We start from the raw sequence: 21,205 nt of genomic DNA, 5'->3' as shown, positions 1-21,205 counted from the left end.
GGACGCCATGACCATCTCGGCCGAGGAACGCAGGGCGCGCATCTTCGAGGTCGTCCGCGACCTCGGCACGGTCCGCGTGGTCGATCTCGCCGCCCGCCTGGGCATCCCCGCCGTGACCGTCCGCCGCGACGTCGCGGCCCTGGCGGAGGCCGGCCGGCTGCACCGCTCGCACGGCGCCGTCGCCCTCCCGGACAGCGCCGGAGGATTCAGCCGCGCCGAGAGCCGCGACCGGGTGGTCGGGATGCTGGTCCCCACCGTCGGCTCCAGCTTCGACGAGGTGATCGCCGGCGCCCGCTCGGCCGCCGCCACCGCGGGCGCCCGACTGGTGCTCGGCATCGCCCCGTACGAGGCCCGCGACGACCGGGCCCAGGTCGAGCGCCTGCTGGAGTCGGCCGTCGACGGCCTGCTGCTCACCCCGAACTGGCACCCCGGCCACCGGGCCGAGGAGCACGACTGGCTGGCCGAGCTTCCGGTCCCGGCCGTCCTGGTCGAGCGCAAGGCCGACCCGGCGGGCCCCGGCGCCGAGCTCGACGCCGTCGGCTCCGACCACCGGCACGGCGTCCTGCTGGCGCTGCGTCACCTGCGTGCCCTCGGCCACCGGACCGTCCTGCTGGCCGCCGCAGCGACACCTGGACGGCGCACCGGGTCCGCACCGGCTACGCCGAGGCCGTCCGCCTGCTCGGCCTGGAACCGCAGCCGGTGCTCGACATGCAGCGCCCCGGCGCGCCGCTGACCGCCCCCGACCCGGAGTGGGTCGCGGACCGGATCGCCGAGGCCGCCGGGACGGGCATCCGCGCGGTGCTGGTCCACCACGACCAGGACGCCATCCAACTGCCGCCCCTGCTTCGGGTCCGCGGCCTGCGGGTGCCGGACGACGTCGCCCTGATCTCCTACGACGACGTGTTCGCCGCGCTCGCCGCCCCGCCGCTCACCGCGGTGGCGCCGCCCAAGCGCGCGGTCGGCGCCGCCGCCCTGGAACTCCTCCTGCGCCGGCTCACGGCGGGCACCGCGCTGCCCGCGCACCACCTCGAGCTGCTGCCGAACCTGAAGGTCCGCACCTCCTGCGGTGGCGCCGGCTGACGGAAACGGTGCGGTCGGCGCACCGCGCGGTGGCCGGCCGGCTCGCCGCCGACCGGCGTTGGAGCGGGTCGACCACCGCCGAGCCCTAGCTGTTCCAGTGCGTGCTCAGCACCACGGCCTTCAACTCCTCCACGGACAGCGCCGCATCGGTCCGGGTCGCCGGCCCCCGGGTGATCCCGCTCAGGTCGTCGGTGTCGAACTCGATGAGCTGGACGAAACGACCGTCGGGGCGGATCGCGATCGCCGTCCAGGCGCCGCCCCTCGCCGATCCCGCCTGCGGCCGCTCGGTCTCCACCTGCGTGCCGTCGGCCAGCACTTCGCAGGTCCGCCCCGGGACCGGACCGCAGGTCCGGCCCGCCAACACCGCCTGCGACACGTCGTGGACGTTGAGCGCCATCGCGACCCTGCCGTGTCCGTCGTCGTAGACCAGCGAGACATCCACCCGGCGCTCACGGTCGGGAGGGCCGATGACCCGCCCGTCGGTGAACTCGCCGCTGGAGTCGACCACCGTGGTGGAGCCCCGGGTCGGGAGCATCGCCACGAGCTGGGCGGCCACCGGGCCCGAGCGGGGCACGACGGGCGGGGTGAACTCGGGCGACGGCGCCGCGGTGGCCGTGGCCGAAGCGGTGACCGGCCCGGCCGGGGCCGCAGCACGTGGCGCCAGCTGGTTCACCCCCAGGCCTGCCACCCCGACGGCGAGTACGGCGACGGCGCCCAGCCGGACGTGGCGGATGCGGCGCAGCCGCCGGCCCCGGACGGCGGCCCGGGCGACCAGGTCGGGGCCGTGCGGGCCGAACCGCTCGGCGGCCTGGCTCATCGCGTCGTGCAGCCCGTGGTGGGGCTGCTCGTCAGGGGACACTGTGCTCTCCATTCGGTCTGGGTGGGGACGGGTGGGCGGCACCGTCAGAGCCTGCTGAGCTCGGCGAAGTCCTGGCCGAGGATCTGTCTCAGCCGCTGCAGTGCCCGCGAGCTGCGGGTCCGTACCGTGCCCGCGGTGAGGTGCAGGGCCCGGGCGGTGTCCTCCACCGAGCGGTCCTCCCAGTACCGCAGCACCAGCACGGCCCGGTCCTTGGGCCCGAGCGCCGCCAGGCCGTCCTCCAGGGTCAGCCGCAGCGCGGGGTCGTCGGGGCGCGCGGTGGCCTCCGGGAGGCGCTCGGACGGCCGCTCCCCGGAACGGCCGAGGCGCCGCTGGGAGATGAAGGTGCGGACCAGCACGGTGTGCGCGTACGCGGCCGGCGGCTGGGTGCGGTCGATCCGGCGCCAGGAGCGGTACATCTTCGCCAGCGTCTCCTGGACCAGGTCCTCCGCCAGGTGCCAGTCGCCGGTCAGCAGGCAAGCGCTGCGGAACAGCTGACCGCTGCGGGCGTGTGCGAACTCCAAGAAGTCCGCGGGTGCTTCCCCCACCAGGTTGTCCTTCCAAGCTTCGATGTCACCACACCCACGCCGTGACCCCGGCGGGACGTTACAGGTCGCCCCGGGTGTGAGGACCGACACATCCGCCGCGGCCGTCCCAGCCGCCACCGGGCGCGATCACTCGGGACGGTTCGCCCACCCGGTGTCCGCGCTGGAGGCCCGGTGCAGCGCGTGAGGGCGTCCAGCAGGTGACACTCTCGGGCACGGGGGCGGGCCCGGCGGGCAGGATGGGGCGATCATCGGCAGGGCGAACCCCGTGGCCCGAGACCCCTGGAGAGAGCGTGACCACCGTCGAGATCCCCGGTTCCAAGTCGGTGACGGCCCGGGCCCTGTTCCTGGCCGCCGCGGCGGAGGGCACCACCACCCTGCTCCGCCCGCTGGCCTCCGACGACACCGAGGGCTTCGCCGAGGGCCTGGCCGCGCTCGGCTACGGCATCGAGCGGACGGACGGCGCCTGGCGGATCGAGGGCCGCCCGCAGGGCCCGGCCAAGGACGCCGAGGTGTACTGCAGGGACGGCGCCACCACCGCGCGCTTCCTGCCCACCCTGGCCGCCGCCGGCCACGGCGAGTTCCGCTTCGACGCCTCCGCCCAGATGCGCCGCCGTCCGCTCGCCCCGCTGACCGAGGCGCTGCGCGCCCTCGGCGTCGAGCTGCACCACGAGGAGCGCGAGGGCCACCACCCGCTGCGGATCGCCGCCCGCGGGGTGCGGGGAGGCGAGGTCACGCTGGACGCCGGCCTGTCCTCCCAGTACCTGACCGCGCTGCTGCTGCTCGGCCCGCTGACCCGCGAGGGCCTGCGGATCACCGTCACCGACCTGGTCTCCGCGCCGTACGTCGAGATCACCCTGGCGATGATGCGCAGCTTCGGCGTCCCGGTCCAGCGCGACGGCGACGTCTTCTCGGTGCCGCCGGGCGGCTACCGGGCCACCGCGTACCCGGTCGAGCCGGACGCGTCCACCGCCAGCTACTTCTTCGCCGCCGCCGCACTGACCGGCCGCGAGGTCACCGTGCCCGGCCTCGGCGCCGGGGCGCTCCAGGGTGACCTGCGGTTCGTCGAGGTGCTGGAGCGGATGGGCGCCCGGGTCGACCTGCGGGCGGACCGGGTGACGGTGGCCGGCGCCCCCGGCGGCCGGCTGTCCGGCCTGACCGTGAACATGCGCGACATCTCGGACACCATGCCGACCCTGGCCGCGATCGCCCCGTTCGCCGACGGCCCGGTCCGGATCGAGGACGTCTACAACACCCGGATCAAGGAGTGCGACCGTCTGGAGGCCTGCGCGCAGAACCTCCGCCGGCTCGGCATCACGGTCGCCACCGGCCGGGACTGGATCGAGATCCACCCCGGCACCCCCGCCGCCGCCGAGATCGAGACCCACGGCGACCACCGCATCGTGATGTCCTTCGCCGTGGCCGCCCTGCGCACCCCGGGCATCACCTACGACGACCCGGGCTGCGTCCGCAAGACCTTCCCCGACTTCCACCACGCCTTCGCCGCCTGGGCGGCCGCCTGACCGGCGGCCCGGGCCCGGTACTCCCGAGCGCCCACGCCCGAGGGTACGAGGGCGATCGCGGGGCAGACCGAGGCCATGGCGGAGGCCATCGAGGAAGGTGGCGTCAACCCGATCACCGTGGCCGTCTGCCACGTGACTCCGCCGGTGTGATGCGGGCTCCGGCCTACCGCTTGCCGGCGGTGGCGGGAGCCGTGGTCACGGCGGGGTCGGCCGGGGCCGGGGCCGGGGCCGGGGTCGGGGTCGGCCGGAGCTTGCGGTTGATCAGGGTGCCGAGGCGGTCCAGACCGATGACGAGGGCGGCGAGCAGCACGAACTCGACGGTGAGCTGGGCGATCTGGCCGGCCACCCAGGCGTGGCCCTCGATGCTCGGGTCGAGGAAGAAGTACGGGTACTTCAGCGGGAACGAGGGGAAGAGCGCGGCGCGGACCTCGGTGACCACGGCGTAGCCGAGCGGGAAGACGAGCCACAGCGGCAGGTCGCGCCAGCGGGAGGCGTTGCGCGGCTTGAGGCAGAGCCAGTCGACGAGGACCATGACCGGCGTGGTGTAGTGCAGCAGGAAGCTCGACCAGTTCTGCAGCTGGGCGGGGCCGGAGCCCAGGCCGGGCAGCGGGCTCACGCCGTGGTTGAGCAGGATGTGGGCGACCAGGCCGGTGATGGTGATGTACAGCGTGGCGGCCCCGCGCAGCCTGGGCGCGGGGGCGTCGACCGTGCCGCGCCGGGCCATCCAGTAGACGGCGGAGGCGAAGTAGCCGAGCACGATCACGTTGCTCTCGATGGTGAAGTACACCAGCGAGCTGTTGCTGAGGATCAGCCCGAGCCCGGCGGAGATCACGATGGCCAGGCGCCACCACAGTGCGGGGCGGGTCCAGACTGACATGCGTTCACCAGTTCGTGTCAGGGGGTTCACCCGGGGATGCGGACGAATGCCGCACTCTACCCGCCGGTAGCACATCCGAGGAAGGCGCGGCCCCGGACGTCCCGCTACCCCGGCCGGACGAAGCCGGACTCGTACGCGGCGATCACCGCCTGGGTCCGGTCGCGGGCGCCCAGCTTCGCCAGCACGCTGCCGACGTGGGTCTTCACCGTCTCCGGGCTGACCACCAGCCGTTCGGCGATCTCGCCGTTGCTGAGGCCGGCGGCCATCAGCCGCAGCACCTCGCCCTCCCGGCCGGTGAGCCGGTCGATCGGGTTCCGGCCGCGGCCGCTGCCGCTGCCGCCCTCGCCCTGGCCGCCCGGCCCGGCCGCGCCGCGCCGGTCGGCCTCCCCGGCGGCGAGGCCGCGGACGGAGGACGGGAAGAGCAGCGAGTCGCCGTGCGCGGCCAGCCGGACGGCGTGCACCATCTCCTCCGCGCGGGCCCGCTTCAGCAGGAATCCGGCGGCGCCGGCCCGCAGCGCCTCGTACACGTAGTCGTCGTTCTCGAAGGTGGTGACCACCAGGATCCGGGGTGGCCGGTCGAGCCCGCCGGCCAGCTGCCGGGTGGCGTCGATGCCGTTCACCTCCGGCATCCGGACGTCCATCAGCACCACGTCCGGCCGCAGGTCGCGCACCAGCGGTACGACCTCGGCGCCGGTCGCGGCCTCGCCGACCACGGTGATGTCCGGTTCGAAGTCGAGCACCACCCGCAGCCCGGTGCGCACCAGCCGCTCGTCGTCGGCGATCACCACCCGGATCGGGGGGCGCGGCGCGCCGGTCACCGCGGGTCCCCGGTCGGGAGACCGGCGGTCAGGCGCCAGCCCCGGCCGTCCTCGGTGGGGCCGGAGTGGCAGTCGCCGCGCAGGGCGGCGGCCCGTTCGGCCATGCCGCGCAGGCCGCGTCCGCCGCCCGGCCGGGAGGGCCGGCCGACGCCGAGCGGATTGGTCAGTTCCACGTTCAGGCGTCCTTCGCGGAGGTCGATCCGGAGCCGGGCGGGTACCGGCCCGGCGTGCCGCAGCACGTTGGTGAGGCCCTCCTGGACGATCCGGTAGGCCTCCCGGGAGAGGGTGGCGGGCAGGCGGCCGAGCCCGGGCCCGGTGCGGGTGTCGACGTTGACCCCGGAGAGCCGCATCTGCCGGATCAGGGAGTCGAGTTCGGTGAGCGTCGGGCCGGTGGGGGCGAGTTCCTCCTCGCGCAGCACACCGAGGACGGTGTCCAGTTCGGCGACGGCCGCCCGCGCGGTCTCCTCGATCGCCCGGAGCGCCTCGGCCGCGAACTCCGGGTCGCTGCGCAGGACCCGGCCGACGGCGGCGGCCTGGATGGTGACCGCGCTGAGCGCGTGCCCGACGGAGTCGTGCAGTTCCCGGGCCAGCCGGTTGCGGTGGGCCAGTTCCACCACCCGTGCCTCGGCGGCGGCGAGCCGCTCGGCGGGGGTGGGCCCGAGCAGTCGCGGGGCGAGCCGGGCCAGGCAGGTGCCGGCCGCCGCGTTGGCGGCCAGCAGCAGGGTCACCAGGCCGGCCGCGAGCAGCGGCGCGGGTGCCGGGTGGTCGCCGAAGTACATCCGGGTCCACTCGGGGTCGGGGAACAGCAGCAGGGCCACCACGGCCGGCGGCACGGCCAGCGACATGCCGGCCACGACGCCGCCGAGCAGCAGGTGGAGCACGTACCAGACGGCGGTGCGCCGGCGGGCCGCCCAGGAGTGCGAGGGGGTGACGGCCAGCTCGCCGTCCGCTCCCGCGCACAGCGCCCGAGCCGCGGTCGCCTCCAGCACCCGCACCACCGGGACGAGGGCGGTCACGGCGGCCGCGGGCAGCGAGGTCGCGAGGGCCAGTAGTTGCAGGACCACCGCGTGCCCGGCGTCGCCGCCACCGCGGTGGACCGCGGTCAGCACCACCAGGGACAGCAGCCAGTACGGCATCAGCAGTGCGCCGCCGAGCACCAGGTGCACCCAGCGCCGTGCGGCCCGCCCCCCGATCAGTGCCTTCACCGGGCTGACTCTACGTCAGCCCGGTGGGCGCGGTGCGGGTGTTCCGGGGCGTCGGGGACCATGCCCCGAGCCTGCCGTCCGGGCCCGGCGCGCGCGTCCGACCGGCGGCCGATCCCGCTCCCCCGCGCGGGGGAGGCGACCGCGGTCAGTAGTGCAGGTGGGCGCTCTCGTGGGTGCGCCGTTGGATGCCGTCGGCGGCCTGGTCGATCAGGGCGTGGGCCAGGTCGGAGCAGGCCCGGGCGGCGGCGAGTTCCTCGCCGACCGTGGAGTCCGGGGTGTCGTCGGGGCTGCGGCGGGCGACGCCGACGCCGAGGGCGCCGGGGGCGCTGAAACCGCTGAGTTTGGCGGTGCAGGTGGTGCGGTCCTCGTCCTCGTCGAAGTCGAGATCGACGATCCAGTGATTGTGCACGGCAGATCACCTCTCCGGAACGGGAGCGTCAGCCCCAGAATCCGCCTGCCCGCCGCCGTTCGCAAGGAGGGCCGAGGGGCAGGGGGTGCGACCCTTGTTACCGGCGGGTCAACTGCCTATCATCACGACTGTGACAGCTTCACTGTCAAACATGGCGAACACGGTCGAGCCCAGGAGGCCGAGCAGTGGCTGAGACGACCGGAGCCGGGCCGCTGGCCGGGCTGCGCGTGCTGGAACTGGCCGGGATCGGGCCGGGGCCGTTCGCCGCCATGCTGCTGGCCGACCTGGGCGCCGACGTCGTCCGGGTGGACCGCCCGGGGCCGCCCCCGATCGGACCCGACCCGGCCTTCGACCTCACCAACCGCAACAAGCGCTCGGTGCTGGTCGACCTCAAGAGCGCCGGCGGCCCCGGCCTGGTGCTGGACCTGGTCGAACGGGCCGACCTGCTGATCGAGGGCTACCGCCCGGGCGTCGCCGAACGCCTCGGCGTCGGCCCCGAACCCTGCCTCGCCCGCAACCCCGCCCTCGTCTACGGCCGGATGACCGGCTGGGGCCAGAGCGGCCCGCTGGCCGCCCGGGCCGGCCACGACATCGGCTACACCGCCACCGCCGGCGCGCTCGGCCTGATCGGCCCCGCCGACGGCCCCCCGGCCATCCCCGCCAACCTGCTCGGCGACTACGCCGGCGGCTCGCTCTACCTGGTCGTGGGCCTGCTCGCCGCACTGCGCCACGCCGAGCGGACCGGCCAGGGCCAGGTGGTCGACGCCGCCATCGTGGACGGTACCGCCCACCTCACCTCGATCCTCTGGGGGCTGCTCGCGGCCGGCCAGTGGCACGACCGCCGGGGCGTCAACCTGCTGGACGGCGGTGCCCCCTGGTACGACACCTACCGCACCGCCGACGACCGGTACATGGCCGTCGGGGCGCTGGAGCCGCAGTTCTACGCCGAGTTCGCCCACCTGCTGGACCTCGGCGAGGACGCCCCCGCCCAGTACGACCTCGCGCGCTGGCCCGAGCTGCGGACCAGGATCGCCGACCGTTTCGCCACCCGCACCCAGGCCGACTGGACGGCGGTCTTCGAGAGCGCGGACGCCTGCGTCGCACCCGTCCTGACCCTGCGCCAGGCCGCCGAGCACCCGCACCTGGCCGCCCGTGCCACCTACCCCACCCACGACGGCATCACCCAGCCCGCCCCGGCCCCGCGGTTCTCCGCCACCCCCGGATCGCTGCGCCGCCCGCCCAGCCGGCCCGGCCAGCACACCGCGGAAGTGGCCGAGGACTGGCGGGTGCCGGGGCTGGACCCCGGGCCCACCCCCTGAGAGGACCGACCCAGGTGCAACGAGAGCTCTACACCGAGGAGCACGAGGCGTTCCGGGAGACCGTGAAGGCCTTTCTGGCCAAGGAGGTGCTGCCGCACTACGACCGCTGGGAGCAGGCCGGCATCGTCGACCGCGACGCCTGGCGGGCCGCCGGCCGGCAGGGCCTGCTCGGCATGGCCGTCCCCGAGGAGTACGGCGGCGGTGGCACCGCCGACTTCCGCTTCGCGACCGTACTGGCCGAGGAGTTCACCCGCGCCGGGGTCAGCGGACTGGCACTCGGCCTGCACAACGACATCATCGGCCCGTACCTCGCCTCGCTCGGCACCGAGGAGCAGAAGCGGCGCTGGCTGCCCGGCTTCTGTACCGGCGAGCTGGTCACCGCCATCGCGATGACCGAGCCCGGCACCGGCTCCGACCTGCAGGGCATCCGCACCTCGGCGGTCGACCGGGGGGACCACTACCTGCTCAACGGCAGCAAGACCTTCATCTCCAACGGCATCCTGTCCGACCTGGTCGTGGTGGTCGCCCGCACCACCCCCGAGGGCGGTGCGCACGGGCTCAGCCTGCTGGTGGTGGAGCGCGGCATGGCGGGCTTCGAACGCGGCCGCAACCTCGACAAGATCGGCCAGAAGTCCCAGGACACCGCCGAGCTGTTCTTCACCGACGTCCGCGTCCCCAAGGAGAACCTGCTCGGCGAGGAGAACCAGGGCTTCCTGTACCTGATGCGCAACCTCGCCCAGGAGCGGCTGGCCATCGCGGTCGCGGCGATCGCGGGCGCCGAGCACCTGGTCGAGCTCACCACCGCGTACGTGAAGCAGCGCACCGCCTTCGGCCGGCCGCTGGCCAAGCTCCAGCACGTCCGCTTCGAGATCGCCGAGCTGGCCACCGAGTGCGCCGTCACCCGGACCTTCGTCGACCGCTGCGTCACCGAGCACAACCGCTACGCGCTCACCCCGGTGGACGCCTCGATGGCCAAGTGGTGGGCCACCGAACTGCAGAAGCGCACCGCCGACCGCTGCCTCCAACTGCACGGCGGCTACGGCTACATGACGGAGTTCCCGGTCGCCAGGGCGTTCACCGACGGCCGGATCCAGACCATCTACGGCGGCACGACCGAGATCATGAAAGAGATCATCGGCCGCTCCCTCCTCGGTTAGACCCTTCCCGGAAAGGCACCCACCGTGACCACCGAAGCGTACGTCTACGACGCTATCCGCACACCGCGAGGCCGGGGCAAAGCGAACGGCTCGCTGCACGGCACCAAGCCGATCGACCTCGTGGTCGGTCTGATCCACGAACTCCGGGCCCGGTTCCCCGGACTGGACCCGGCCGCGATCGACGACATCGTGCTCGGCGTGGTCAGCCCGATCGGCGACCAGGGCTCCGACATCGCCCGGATCGCCGCCATCGCGGCCGGACTGCCGGACACCGTCGCCGGCGTCCAGGAGAACCGCTTCTGCGCCTCCGGCCTGGAGGCCGTCAACCTGGCCGCCGCCAAGGTCCGGTCCGGCTGGGAGGACCTCATCCTGGCCGGCGGGGTCGAGTCGATGTCCCGGGTGAAGATGGGCTCCGACGGCGGCGCCTGGGCGATGGACCCGATGACCAGCTACCAGACCGGCTTCGTCCCGCAGGGCATCGGCGCCGACCTGATCGCCACCATCGAGGGCCTGTCCCGCACCGACGTGGACGCCTTCGCCGCCGAGTCCCAGGCCCGCGCCGCCAAGGCCCAGGCCGACGGCCTGTTCGACCGCTCCGTCGTCCCGGTCAAGGACCGCAACGGCCTGGTGGTGCTCGACCGCGACGAGTTCATCCGCCCCGGCACGACCGTGGAGACCCTGGCCGGCCTCAAGCCCTCCTTCGCCGGCATCGGCGAGGCCGGCGGCTTCGACGCCGTCGCCCTGCAGAAGTACCACTGGGTCGAGTCCATCGACCACGTCCACCACGCCGGCAACTCCTCCGGCATCGTGGACGGCGCGGCCCTGGTCGCGATCGGCTCCCGCGAGATCGGCGAACGGTACGGGCTGCGCCCGCGCGCCCGGATCGTGTCCGCCGCCGTCTCCGGCTCCGAGCCCACCATCATGCTGACCGGCCCGGCCCCCGCCACCCGCAAGGCCCTCGCCAAGGCCGGCCTGAACGCCGCCGACATCGACCTGGTCGAGATCAACGAGGCGTTCGCCGCCGTCGCGCTGCGCTTCATCCGCGAACTCGGCTTCCGGCACGACCAGGTGAACGTCAACGGCGGCGCGATCGCCCTCGGGCACCCCCTGGGCGCGACCGGCGCGATGCTGATCGGCACCCTGATCGACGAGCTGGAGCGCCGCGACCTCCGCTACGGCCTGGCCACCCTCTGCGTCGGCGGCGGTATGGGCGTCGCCACCGTCATCGAGCGCATCTGAAACGGGAGACCTTCACCTCATGAGCAACACGACTGCCATCCGCTGGGAGCAGGACCAGGACGGCGTGGTCACCCTCGTCCTCGACGACCCGGCCCAGTCCGCCAACACCATGAACGCCGCCTTCACCGACGCCCTGGAGGCGACGGTCGAGCGCCTGAAGGCGACCGACGGCCTGCGCGGCGTGATCATCACCTCCGCCAAGAAGACCTTCTTCGCCGGCGGCGACCTGCGGCTGATCTCCGCGGCCACCCCGGAGACCGCGGACCAGGTCTTCGCCAACTCGATGCGGATCAAGCGCGCCCTGCGCGCCCTGGAGACCCTCGGCAGGCCCGTGGTCGCCGCCATCAACGGCGCGGCCCTCGGCGGCGGCCTGGAGATCGCCCTCGCCTGCCACCACCGGATCGCCCTGGACGCGCCCGGCAGCAAGATCGGCCTGCCCGAGGTCACCCTCGGACTGCTCCCCGGCGGCGGCGGCGTGGTCCGCACCGTGCGGATGATGGGGATCACCGACGCGCTGCTCAAGGTCCTGCTGCAGGGCCGCCAGTACCGCCCGGCGCAGGCCCTGGAGAACGGCCTGGTGCACGAACTGGCCGCCACCCGGGAGGAGATGCTGGAGAAGGCGCACGCCTTCGTGGCCGCCAACCCGGAGGCCGTCCAGCCCTGGGACGTCAAGGGCTACCGGATCCCCGGCGGCACCCCCAGCACCCCCGCCCTCGCCGCCAACCTGCCGGCCTTCCCGGCCAACCTGCGCAAGCAGCTGGCCGGCGCCGACTACCCGGCCCCGCGCAACATCCTGGCCGCCGCGGTCGAGGGCGCCCAGGTGGACGTCGACACCGCGATGGTGATCGAGGCCCGTTACTTCACCGAGCTGGCCTGCGGCCGGATCTCGAAGAACATGATCCAGGCCTTCTTCTTCGACATGCAGGCCGTCAACTCCGGTGCGGGCCGCCCCAAGGGCGTCGAGGCCCGCACGGTACGCAAGGTCGCGGTGCTCGGCGCCGGCATGATGGGCGCGGGCATCGCGTACTCCTGCGCCCGGGCCGGCATCGAGGTGCTGCTCAAGGACGTCACCGCCGAGGCCGCCGAGCGCGGAAAGGCCTACTCCGCCGGTCTGCTGGACAAGGCGGTGGCCCGCGGCCGGACCACCCCCGAGCAGCGCGCGGAACTGCTGGCCCGGATCACCCCGACCGCCGACGCCGCCGACCTGGCCGGCTGCGACGCGGTGATCGAGGCGGTCTTCGAGAACCCGGAGCTCAAGCACAAGGTCTTCCAGGAGGTCCAGGACGTCGTCGCCCCCGACGCGCTGCTCTGCTCCAACACCTCCACCCTCCCGATCGCCCTGCTCGCCGAAGGCGTCACCCGCAGCGCCGACTTCATCGGCCTGCACTTCTTCTCGCCGGTCGACAGGATGCCGCTGGTGGAGATCATCCGCGGCCCGCAGACCGGCGACGAGGCACTGGCCCGCGCCTTCGACCTGGTCCGCCAGATCAACAAGACCCCGATCGTGGTGAACGACTCGCGCGGCTTCTTCACCTCCCGGGTGATCGGCCAGTTCATCAACGAGGGCGTCGCCATGGTCGGCGAGGGCCTCGACCCGGTCTCGGTCGAGCAGGCCGCCGCCCAGGCCGGCTACCCGGCCAAGGTCCTGTCGCTGCTGGACGAACTCACCCTCACCCTGCCCCGCAAGATCCGCAACGAGGCCCGGCGGGCGATCGAGGAGGCCGGCGGCAGCTGGTCCGAGCACCCGGCCGACGTGGTGATGGACCGGATGCTCGACGAGTTCGACCGGCCCGGCCGCAGCGGCGGCGCGGGCTTCTACGACTACCGGGACGGCCACCGCACCCGCCTGTGGCCGGGCCTGCGCGAGCACTTCGCGCGGCCGGGCGCCGAGATCCCGTTCGAGGACATGAAGGAGCGGATGCTCTTCGCCGAGGCCCTGGACTCGGTCCGCTGCCTGGAGGAGAACGTCCTCACCTCGGTCGCCGACGCCAACATCGGCTCCATCCTCGGCATCGGCTTCCCCGCCTGGACCGGCGGTGTGCTCCAGTACATCAACGGCTACCGCGGCGGCCTCCCCGGCTTCACCGCCCGCGCCCGCGAACTGGCCGCCGCCTACGGCGAGCGCTTCCAGCCGCCGGCCCTGCTGGAGCAGATGGCCGCCGACGGCCGCACCTTCACCGACTGACCGGCCGCCGGGCCGGTACTCCGGGGGCGCGGCACACCCGCGCCCCCGGGCGGAGCCTCAGCCCGCGCCCCCCGCCGCCAACTCGTCCGCCAGCGACCGCTGGAAGGCCGTCACCAGCGCCTGCACCACCATCGGCTGGATCTGGTCCGTCAGCAGCTTCATCCGCTCCAGCTCCTCCGCCGGCGGGTCGCTCTCCCGGTACGGCTTCCAGACCGTCTCCCGGAACAGCCGGTGCAGGTCGTGCGCGGTCGCCTGGCTGTGCAGCCGTACCACCGCCCGGGCCGCCACCAGCGTCTCCAGCGGGATCGGCACGTCCAGCACCCGCACCCCGAGCGGCAGCAGACCCGGGTCGACCTTGAACACCTCCGGGTCGTCGGTGCGGTGCAGCGCCCCCATCGCGGTCAGCCGGTCCACGTCGGTGTCGGTCAGCGTCCGCCCGGCCCGCCGCTCGATCTGCGCCCTGGTGGCCTCCTCCGCCGCCTCCGGTGTCCAGGAGGCCACCAGCGCCCGGTGGATGGCCAGGTCGAGCGAGCTGATGTCCTCGGGCAGCTGGGCCAGATAGCGTTCGATCGCCGCCAGCGTCAGCCCCTGCCGCTGCAGCTCCTCGATCAGCTCCAGCCGCCCCAGGTGCTCCGGCCCGTAGTGCCCGACCCGCCGCGGCCCGAGCTCGGGCGGGGGCAGCAGCCCCTTCGCGCCGTAGAACCGCAGCGTGCGGACGGTCACCCCGGCCCGGGCCGCGAGCTCGTCGACGGTCAGGCGCGGCGGAGCCGGGGGAGTAGCCGTCATGGTCCGTCCTCGGAACGTGATGCAGCAGCACTGTGACAGCAGCAGTGTGACACCGCCCGTCCGCACCGGTCCAGCAGGCCGACCGCCGCCGGCCACCGCGCTGTCGGTGCCCGCCGCTAACCTCCCGCCATGGCTGTCCGACCCACCGATCACTGGCGCACGGGTGTCGCCGAGGAGGCCCGTGCGCTCGCCGCGGGGCAGCTCGGCCCCGACGAGGCGTTCATGTCCCGGCTCTTCCCCGACTCCCTGCTGCGCCGCACCGACGAGGTGCTGGCCGCCTTCGAGACCGAGCTCGGCGCGCTCGACGTGGCGTCCGAAGCGCCGTCCGACGCGCGGCTCCTCGGCGCCGTCCGGCGGGTCGTGCTCGCCCTCAACGCGGTCAACGAGGAGCACGGCGGCGCCGGCTACGAGACCGACGAACGCGAACGGCTCTGCGACTACATCGACACCGCGCTCACCGAGGCGGGCGTCGACCTCGACGCCCTGACCGCCCGTCACGGCCTCGGCCGCCACGGGATCACCGACGAGTGGCGTGACTGGTGACCCCCGGTCGGTGACCCGCCGGTCGGCGACCCGGCGGCCGGTGACCCGCCGGTTGGGGAACCCCGGCCGCCCCGGCCCGCGCCACCCCCGGTCATCATGAAGGCATGACCACCGCGCACCGCCCCCCGCGCACCGGCGCACCCGGCCGGCCGGCATGACCCCGGCCGGTCAGGACACCCGCGCGCCCGGCGGCGGCTTCGGCTTCGTCGGACGCCGCCGGGAGCTCGCCCTGCTGCTCGCCGCGCTGCGCCGGCCCCCGTCGGTCGTCCTGGTCGAGGGCGAGGCCGGCATCGGCAAGTCCCGCCTGGTCGCCGAGGCCACCGCCGCCCTGGCCGCCGAGGGCCGGCAGGTCCTGACCGGCTTCTGCCACCCGCTGCGCGAGCCGTTCCCGTTCGGCCCGGTGGTGGACGCGCTGCGCGCGGCGGGGCCCCGGCTGCCCGCGCCCGCGCTGATCCCGCCGAGCGCGGGCGCGCTGGCCCCGCTGCTGCCGGACCTCGCGGACCGGCTGCCGCCCGCCCCCGGGGACACCGGCGCCGGACGGTACCGCCTGGTCCAGGCCGTCCGCTCGTTCCTGACCGCGATCGGCCCCGCCGTCCTGGTCGTCGAGGACATGCACTGGGTCGACGAGGCCACCCGCGACCTGCTCCTCCTGCTGGCCCGCGACCTGCCGCCCGAGCTCGCCCTGCTGCTCACCTACCGCGCCGAGGACCTGCCCCGCGACACCCCCGTCCTCGGCGCCGCCTACCGCCGGCCGCCCGGCGTCGGCGGCACCAGGATCGCGCTCACCCCGCTGGCCGAGCCGGAGGTCCACGAACTGGCGCTCGCCGCCCTCGGCCCGCAGGCCACCCCCGCGCTGACCAGGGTCCTGTTCGAGCGCAGTGAGGGCCTGCCGCTGGTCGCCGAGGAGGACCTGATCACCCTCTGCGAGCAGGGCCGACCGGGCGGCCTCGCCGACGCCGCCGACCTGACCGCGGACCTGGAGCACGCCGAGGTGCCCCGCGGCCTGCGCGACGCCGTCACCGAGCGCCTCGCCGCGCTCCCGCCCGCCGCCGCGGCCGTCGCCGACGCCGCCGCGGTCCTCGGCGTGCCCGCGGGCGAGGACCTCCTCGCCCGGGTCGCCGGGCTCGACCCCGAGCAGACCGCGCTCGGCCTCACCGAGGCCCTGCAGGCCGCCGCGCTGCACGAGAGTTCCCCGGCCCGCTACGGCTTCCGGCACGCCCTCGCCCAGCAGGTCGCCCACCGGCGCATCCCCGGCCCCCGCCGGACCCTCCTGCACCGCCGGGCCATCGCGGCCCTCGACGCCCAGTCCCCGCCGCCGCTGGTGCAGATCGCCCACCACACCCGCGCGCTGGGTGACCACCGGGCCTGGCTGCGGGTCGCGGAGGCCGCCGCCGACCAGGCCGTCGCCCTCGGTGACACCGGCACCGCCGAGGCCATGCTGCGCCGGATCCTGGCCGAACCGGAGCTCGGCGAGGAGCAGCGCGGCCGGATCGCCCTCGCGCTGTCGCGGATCGCCGCCAACGGCGTCGACTCCACCGCCAGCGCCGGTGCCCTGACCCGGATCATCGCGGACCCGCGGCTGTCCGCCGCCGACCGCGGCGAGATCCGGCTGACCCTCGGCATCCTGATGGCCACCCAGGGCGGCGACCGCGCCGGCTACCGGGAGATCGAACAGGCCGTCGAGGAGCTCGCCGACCGCCCGGACCGGGCCGCCCGCGCGATGGTGGCCCTCGCCATGAACGAACGGGACGGCGCCGGCGACCACGCCTGGAGCTGGCTCGACCGCGCCGACCGCACCCTGGCGGCCGCGCCCGACGAGGCCACCGCCGCCGCCGTCCGCGCCACCCGCCTCACCTTCCTGGCCCGGGCCGGCGACCCCGCGGTGTGGCCGCGGCTGGGCGAGCTGCCGCGCACCGCCGGCAACCCGGAGGTGGTCCGCCAGAGCGCCCGGGCGCTCTACAACGTAGGCGACATCGCCGTCGAACTCGGCCACGACGGCCGGGCGGCGGACCTCCTGCGGGAGAGCCGCCGCCTCGCCCGCGCGGCCGGCATCCCCTACCTGGAGTGCTACAGCCGGATCGCGTTGCTGCGCCTGGAGGGCCTGGCCGGCCGCTGGGAGCGGCTGGACGAGCGTTTCGCCGCGCTCGGCACCGAGTTCCCCGACCTGGCGATGGCTGGCGCCGAGCAGGCCCTGCTGGCCGGCCGGACGGGGGCCGCCCGCGGTCGCCGCGCCCGGGCCCGCGCCTGCTTCGCGGCGGCCGCCGCGTACGCCGACCGGGAGTCCCAGGTGACCATGGTGCTGCGCGCCGCCGCCGGGCTCGCCGCGCTCCGGCTCGCCGAGGGCGCCACCGAGGAGGCCGTGGCGGCCGTCACCCCGGCGGTGGCCGCGCTGCGCCGGGCCGGTGCGTGGGCGCGCGGGGCGGAACTTCTCCCGCCGGCCGTCGAGGCGCTGCTGGCCTGCGGCGACCGCGCGGCCGCCGGCCGGCTGGCCGAGGACGCCGCGCAGGGCCTGACGGGCCGGGACGCCCCCGCCGCCACCGTCGGACTGCACCTCGCCCGGGGCCTCCTGCTGCGGGAGGCACGGCCGGAGGAGGCCGCCCGGCAGTTCGAGCGGGCGCGGGCCGGGTGGGCGGAGATCGGCCGGCCGTACGACGCGGCGCTCGCCGCCGAGCACCTGGCCCGCGCGCTGGCCGACGCCGATCCCGAGAGCGCGGCGGCCCGGCTGGCCCGGACCGCGGACGCCTTCACCGCGCTCGGTGCGACCTCCGACGCCGCCCGCTGCCAGCACACCCTGCGCGAGCTGGGCCTGACCCGGACGGCGTCACCGGGCCGCCGCGGCTACGGGGAGGGGCTGTCGCCCCGGGAGCGGCAGGTGGCGGAGCTGGTCGCCCAGGGCGCCACCAACCAGGACGTCGCCCAGGCGCTGTTCCTGTCCGCCCGTACGGTCGAGCACCATGTGGCGAGCATCCTGCGAAAGCTCGGGGTGAGCCGGAAGGCGCTGGCCTCGGCGCTCGGCTCCGGGCCGGGGGGCGACACCGGCTGAGCCGATACCCACGGTTCCGCCGTCCGAATGGGTGAGGGTACGCATTGATCCGGCAGCCGGCCGGGCCGTTTGCTGGTCCCGGGAACACCACTCGATGTTCCCCGCAGGGGGCCGCCACCCCCTCACCTGGACGGAGCCCCCATGACACTCCGCGGCCGCCCCGCCGACCCGGCCCCCCACCGGGTCGCGGCCTACCTGAGGTGCTACCCCCACGATCCGTGGCGGATGGAGCCCCACCGGATCGCCCTGCAGCAGTACGCGGACCGGCTCGGCCTGCCCGACCCGGAGGTCTTCCTCGACAACGGCCTGCCCTCCGGCGGCCCGCTGCCGCGGCTGGAGCACCTGCTGGAGCTGGTGGCCGCCGGGGTCTACCGGGCGCTGCTGCTGCCGGGCGGGTTCGTCCTGTCGCTCGACGACGACCGGGCCGGGAGCCTGCGTCGGCAGATCGCCGGGCACGGCTGCGAGGTCCTGGAACTCCCCTCCCGAGCCCGGCCGCGCACCCCGCTCCCGGCCTGACCTCCGGGTCCGGCCCCCGGCTCGTCGGCCGGACGCGGATCCCGGACACGGATCCGGACGCGGATCCCGGACACGGCGCCGCGCCCCGGTCCGCGTGCGGTGGCGCGGCGCCGGGGCGCGGGTGCCGGGCCGGAACCGAGCCGGACCGGAGCCGGCTCAGGCGCCGGCGAGCGGGATCAGGTCGGCGTGGTGCCGCTTGGTCACCTCGGGGTGGGCGCGCAGGTATCCCTTGAGCTCGTTGCGGCCGAACTCGGCGAACAGCGGGTTGGACGGGTCCTGGGTGGCGCCCGGCGCGTGGTGGGCGTGCGGGAAGTCCAGCGGCTCGATGTGGGCGTCCAGGCGCGGGTTGTAGAAGAACGGCACGGAGAACCGCTCGCGGGCCCCGGCCGGGCTGACCACCCGGTGGCTGGTGGCCTTCAGGTACCCGTCGGTGGCGACCTCCAGCAGTTCGCCCAGGTTCACCACGAAGGCGCCCTCCATCGGCGGCACCTCCAGGAAGGATCCGTCCGGCCGCTCGACCTGCAGGCCGCCCACGGTGTCCTGCAGGAGCAGGGTGATGAAGCCGTAGTCCTTGTGGGTACCGACGCCCTGGCCGGCGCCGTCCGGGGCGGTGCCGGGGTAGCGGACCAGCTTGAGCCGCAGGTGCGGGTGGTCGCCGAAGGCGTCGTCGTAGAAGTCGGGCCGGGCGCCGATCGAGGCGAGCAGTTCGTGCAGCAGCCGGTGGGCCACGGCCTCCAGCCGGTCGATCCAGGTCAGGGCGGCGGTGCGCAGTTCGGGCAGGGCCGAGGGCCACTGGTTGGGCCCCTCCAGCCACCAGTACGGGGGCTCGCCCGGGCCGGGCAGGTGCGGCGGGCGTTCGGCGCCGATGTCCAGCTGGTCGCGCCAGTCCCGGCTGCCGCCGGTGCGCTCGTCGCCGGTGCGGGTGTAGCCGCGGAAGTGCGGGGAGTTGAGGTTGCTCACGGACAGCCGGTCGGCCTCGGGGAGGTCGAAGAAGGCCCGCATGGCGGTGTTCAGGGCCTTGGTCTCGTCGGCTGTTATGCCGTGGCCGGTCAGCTGGAAGAAGCCGACCTCCGTGGCGGCCGAGCGGAGTGCGTCGTGCAGGCGGGCACGGTCCTCCTCGGTGCCGTCCGCGAGGGACAGGTCGATCACGGGGAGACCGGTGGTCTGGGACTGCTGTGTCATGGGTGACATCCGCTGTGTCGGTGCCCCGGCGGTGCCCGGCGGGTGTCCGGGAACGCTGCCGCCGACCCGTCCGATCGGGCGGGTGCGGCGGGGCCGGGGGAGGGTGTGTGCCCCCGAGGGCAGGAAGGGAGAGAGATCAGCCGGAGCGTCGACAGGACATGCTCGTGACGCGGAGCAGGTCCACGTGGCGACGGCTGACGAGTATGAGCACGTCACCAGGTTAGATGATCGTCAGGGCGGTGGGCGAACACGGTGCGGGGGCCGCGGCCTCACCGCCGTCACCGACCGAGTTCCCTGGCCGCCAGCGTGCGCAGTTCGCCCTTTCTGACCTTGCCGCTGACCGTCATCGGGAAGGAGTCCACCACCCGTACGTGCCGGGGCGCCTTGAACCGGGCGAGCCCGTCCCGGCAGTACTCGGCCAGTTCCTCGGGCCCGGGGCCGACCGTGGGGTCGCGCAGCACGACGAAGGCGAAGACCTCCTCGCCGTAGCGCTCGTCCGGCACGCCGACCACCTGGGCGTCGGCGACGGCGGGGTGGGTGTGCAGGAACTCCTCGATCTCGCGGGGGTAGATGTTCTCGCCACCCCGGATGATCATGTCCTTGATCCGTCCGACCACGCTCAGGTAGCCGTCCGGGTGCATCACCGCGAGGTCGCCGGAGTGCATCCAGCCGTCCGGGTCGACGGCCTCGGCCGTCCGTTCGGGCTCCTCCCAGTAGCCGACCATCACCGAGTACCCGCGGGTGCACAGCTCGCCGGCCGCGCCGCGCGGCAGGGTCCGGCCGTCGGCGGGGTCGGTGACCTTGACCTCGAGGTGCGGCAGCACCCGGCCGACCGTCCCGGTGCGGTGCGCCAGGTCGTCGTCGCGCCTGGTCAGGGTGGACACCGGGGAGGTCTCGGTCATCCCGTACGCGATGGCGACCTCGGTCATGCCCATGTCGGCCCGGACCCGCTTCATCACCTCCACCGGGCAGGGCGAGCCGCCCATCAGCCCGGTGCGCAGCGAGGACAGGTCGTGGTCGGCGAAGTCCGGCAGCCCGAGCTCGGCGATGAACATGGTCGGCACGCCGTACAGCGAGGTGGCCCGCTCGGCGGCGACGGTGCGCAGGGTCGCGGCGGGGTCGAACGAGCGGGCCGGTACCAGCACGCAGGCGCCGTGGCTGAGCGCCGCGAGGTTGGCCAGCACCATGCCGAAGCAGTGGTAGAAGGGCACCGGCACACAGATCCGGTCCTGTTCGGTGTAGCCGAGCAGTGCGCCGACGCAGTGGCCGTTGTTGAGGATGTTGCGGTGCGAGAGGGTGGCGCCCTTGGGGAAGCCGGTGGTGCCCGAGGTGTACTGGATGTTGATCGGATCGTCGCAGTGCAGGGTCGGGAACTCGGTGTCCGCGCCGTCCAGTTCCCGCCAGGCGGCCTCGCCGATCCACAGGGTCTCGCGCAGCCCCGGACACCGGCCGCCGATCTCGGCGACCGTCCCCGGCCGGTCGCCGCCGCGTTCGTCGGCCAGCGCGACCAGCAGCGAGACCCCGGACCGGTTCAGCGCGTAGGCCAGCTCGTGGGCGCGGTAGGCCGGGTTGATGTTGACCAGTACGGCCCCGAGCCGGGCGGTGGCGTACTGGGTGAGCACCCATTCGGGGCAGTTGGCCGCCCAGATGCCGACCCGGTCGCCTCTCGCCACACCCCGGGCGCGCAGGCCCCGGGCGATCCGGTCGACCTCCCGGCCCAGCGCCGCGTAAGTCCAGCGCCGGCCGGTCGGGGCGTCGACCAGCGCCTCCCGGTCGGGAAACGCGGCGACGGTGCGGTCCAGCCGGTCGGCGATGGTCTCGTCCAGCAGCGCGACCTCTGTACCGCCGTGGGTGTGGGACGCCTGTTCGGTCACCGTTGACCTCCTGGGCCGGGGAAGCATTTGACCAGGCTTGGTCAACGG

Annotated in this window: 19 protein-coding genes; 10 read left to right on the top strand and 9 right to left on the bottom strand. The window is 74.7% G+C overall.

Features of this window, described 5'->3' with window-relative positions; all coding sequences use genetic code 11:
• The first annotated feature begins 7 nt into the window (after nt 1-7).
• Complete coding sequence (locus tag OG871_RS09965) at nt 8-733, top strand: DeoR family transcriptional regulator (RefSeq protein WP_371496038.1); 726 nt, start codon at nt 8-10, stop codon at nt 731-733.
• Complete coding sequence (locus OG871_RS09960; RefSeq protein WP_371503262.1) at nt 676-1,080, top strand: substrate-binding domain-containing protein; 405 nt, start codon at nt 676-678, stop codon at nt 1,078-1,080. Before OG871_RS09965 ends, OG871_RS09960 begins: the two co-directional genes overlap by 58 nt.
• 85 nt (nt 1,081-1,165) lie before the next feature.
• Here the strand turns inward: OG871_RS09960 and OG871_RS09955 are convergent, their stop codons facing one another.
• Together OG871_RS09955 and OG871_RS09950 are read right to left on the bottom strand one after the other, a co-directional pair.
• A complete protein-coding gene (locus OG871_RS09955; RefSeq protein ID WP_371496037.1) occupies nt 1,166-1,951 on the bottom strand; it encodes a hypothetical protein in 786 nt (261 codons plus the stop codon).
• Nucleotides 1,952-1,983: 32 nt separating this feature from the next.
• Nucleotides 1,984-2,484, bottom strand: coding sequence for a SigE family RNA polymerase sigma factor (locus tag OG871_RS09950; protein WP_371496035.1), 501 nt, complete (start codon nt 2,482-2,484; stop codon nt 1,984-1,986).
• A gap of 290 nt (nt 2,485-2,774) precedes the next feature.
• Here OG871_RS09950 and aroA point away from each other — a divergent pair, with 290 nt between their 5' ends.
• Nucleotides 2,775-4,004 (top strand): 3-phosphoshikimate 1-carboxyvinyltransferase, encoded by a 1,230-nt coding sequence (gene aroA, locus OG871_RS09945; RefSeq protein WP_371496033.1) that lies wholly within the window; start codon nt 2,775-2,777, stop codon nt 4,002-4,004.
• A 163-nt stretch (nt 4,005-4,167) separates the two neighbouring features.
• Here the strand turns inward: aroA and OG871_RS09940 are convergent, their stop codons facing one another.
• The 4 genes from OG871_RS09940 to OG871_RS09925 all read right to left on the bottom strand — a co-directional run bounded on the left by OG871_RS09940 (nt 4,168) and on the right by OG871_RS09925 (nt 7,313).
• Nucleotides 4,168-4,881, bottom strand: coding sequence for a Pr6Pr family membrane protein (locus OG871_RS09940; RefSeq protein ID WP_371496031.1), 714 nt, complete (start codon nt 4,879-4,881; stop codon nt 4,168-4,170).
• 104 nt (nt 4,882-4,985) lie between these two features.
• Nucleotides 4,986-5,699, bottom strand: a complete 714-nt coding sequence (locus OG871_RS09935) for a response regulator (RefSeq protein ID WP_371496029.1) — start codon at nt 5,697-5,699, stop codon at nt 4,986-4,988.
• Nucleotides 5,696-6,904, bottom strand: a complete 1,209-nt coding sequence (locus tag OG871_RS09930) for a sensor histidine kinase (RefSeq protein WP_371496027.1) — start codon at nt 6,902-6,904, stop codon at nt 5,696-5,698. The genes OG871_RS09935 and OG871_RS09930 overlap by 4 nt, the downstream gene beginning before the upstream one ends.
• 145 nt (nt 6,905-7,049) lie before the next feature.
• On the bottom strand, nt 7,050-7,313 hold the full coding sequence (locus OG871_RS09925; protein WP_371496026.1) for a DUF1876 domain-containing protein: 264 nt from the start codon (nt 7,311-7,313) through the stop codon (nt 7,050-7,052).
• A 269-nt stretch (nt 7,314-7,582) separates the two neighbouring features.
• On the opposite strand from OG871_RS09925, the gene OG871_RS09920 reads away from it, so the two are divergent.
• The 4 genes from OG871_RS09920 to OG871_RS09905 are packed head-to-tail and all read left to right on the top strand — an operon-like array spanning nt 7,583 to nt 13,213.
• Nucleotides 7,583-8,632 carry a CaiB/BaiF CoA transferase family protein gene (locus OG871_RS09920; RefSeq protein ID WP_371503261.1) on the top strand — a complete coding sequence of 350 codons (1,050 nt, stop codon included), beginning with the start codon at nt 7,583-7,585 and terminating at the stop codon, nt 8,630-8,632.
• Nucleotides 8,633-8,646: 14 nt separating this feature from the next.
• Nucleotides 8,647-9,789, top strand: a complete 1,143-nt coding sequence (locus OG871_RS09915; protein ID WP_371496025.1) for an acyl-CoA dehydrogenase family protein — start codon at nt 8,647-8,649, stop codon at nt 9,787-9,789.
• A 24-nt stretch (nt 9,790-9,813) separates the two neighbouring features.
• Nucleotides 9,814-11,028 carry an acetyl-CoA C-acetyltransferase gene (locus tag OG871_RS09910; RefSeq protein WP_371496023.1) on the top strand — a complete coding sequence of 405 codons (1,215 nt, stop codon included), beginning with the start codon at nt 9,814-9,816 and terminating at the stop codon, nt 11,026-11,028.
• A gap of 19 nt (nt 11,029-11,047) precedes the next feature.
• A complete protein-coding gene (locus OG871_RS09905; RefSeq protein WP_371496022.1) occupies nt 11,048-13,213 on the top strand; it encodes a 3-hydroxyacyl-CoA dehydrogenase NAD-binding domain-containing protein in 2,166 nt (721 codons plus the stop codon).
• 57 nt (nt 13,214-13,270) lie between these two features.
• Here OG871_RS09905 and OG871_RS09900 read toward each other — a convergent pair whose 3' ends face one another.
• A complete protein-coding gene (locus OG871_RS09900; RefSeq protein WP_371496020.1) occupies nt 13,271-13,999 on the bottom strand; it encodes a MerR family transcriptional regulator in 729 nt (242 codons plus the stop codon).
• A 129-nt stretch (nt 14,000-14,128) separates the two neighbouring features.
• Here OG871_RS09900 and OG871_RS09895 point away from each other — a divergent pair, with 129 nt between their 5' ends.
• The 3 genes from OG871_RS09895 (at nt 14,129) to OG871_RS09885 (ending at nt 18,101) form a co-directional block, all read left to right on the top strand.
• The gene (locus OG871_RS09895) at nt 14,129-14,542 is read left to right on the top strand and encodes a hypothetical protein (RefSeq protein WP_371496018.1); all 414 of its coding nucleotides are present in this window, start codon (nt 14,129-14,131) and stop codon (nt 14,540-14,542) included.
• 154 nt (nt 14,543-14,696) lie between these two features.
• Nucleotides 14,697-17,585 carry an AAA family ATPase gene (locus OG871_RS09890; RefSeq protein ID WP_371496017.1) on the top strand — a complete coding sequence of 963 codons (2,889 nt, stop codon included), beginning with the start codon at nt 14,697-14,699 and terminating at the stop codon, nt 17,583-17,585.
• A 141-nt stretch (nt 17,586-17,726) separates the two neighbouring features.
• The gene (locus OG871_RS09885; RefSeq protein ID WP_371496015.1) at nt 17,727-18,101 is read left to right on the top strand and encodes a hypothetical protein; all 375 of its coding nucleotides are present in this window, start codon (nt 17,727-17,729) and stop codon (nt 18,099-18,101) included.
• Nucleotides 18,102-18,257: 156 nt separating this feature from the next.
• Here the strand turns inward: OG871_RS09885 and OG871_RS09880 are convergent, their stop codons facing one another.
• Entirely contained in the window at nt 18,258-19,283 is a 1,026-nt protein-coding gene (locus OG871_RS09880) for an isopenicillin N synthase family dioxygenase (RefSeq protein WP_371496013.1), read from the bottom strand.
• A 278-nt stretch (nt 19,284-19,561) separates the two neighbouring features.
• A complete protein-coding gene (locus OG871_RS09875) occupies nt 19,562-21,184 on the bottom strand; it encodes an AMP-binding protein (RefSeq protein WP_371496011.1) in 1,623 nt (540 codons plus the stop codon).
• Nucleotides 21,185-21,205 lie beyond the last annotated feature (21 nt).

Origin of the sequence: Kitasatospora sp. NBC_00374 (assembly GCF_041434935.1) — a bacterium.
Taxonomy (GTDB): Bacteria; Actinomycetota; Actinomycetes; order Streptomycetales; family Streptomycetaceae; genus Kitasatospora.
This window is presented reverse-complemented; position numbering and strand designations above follow the sequence as displayed.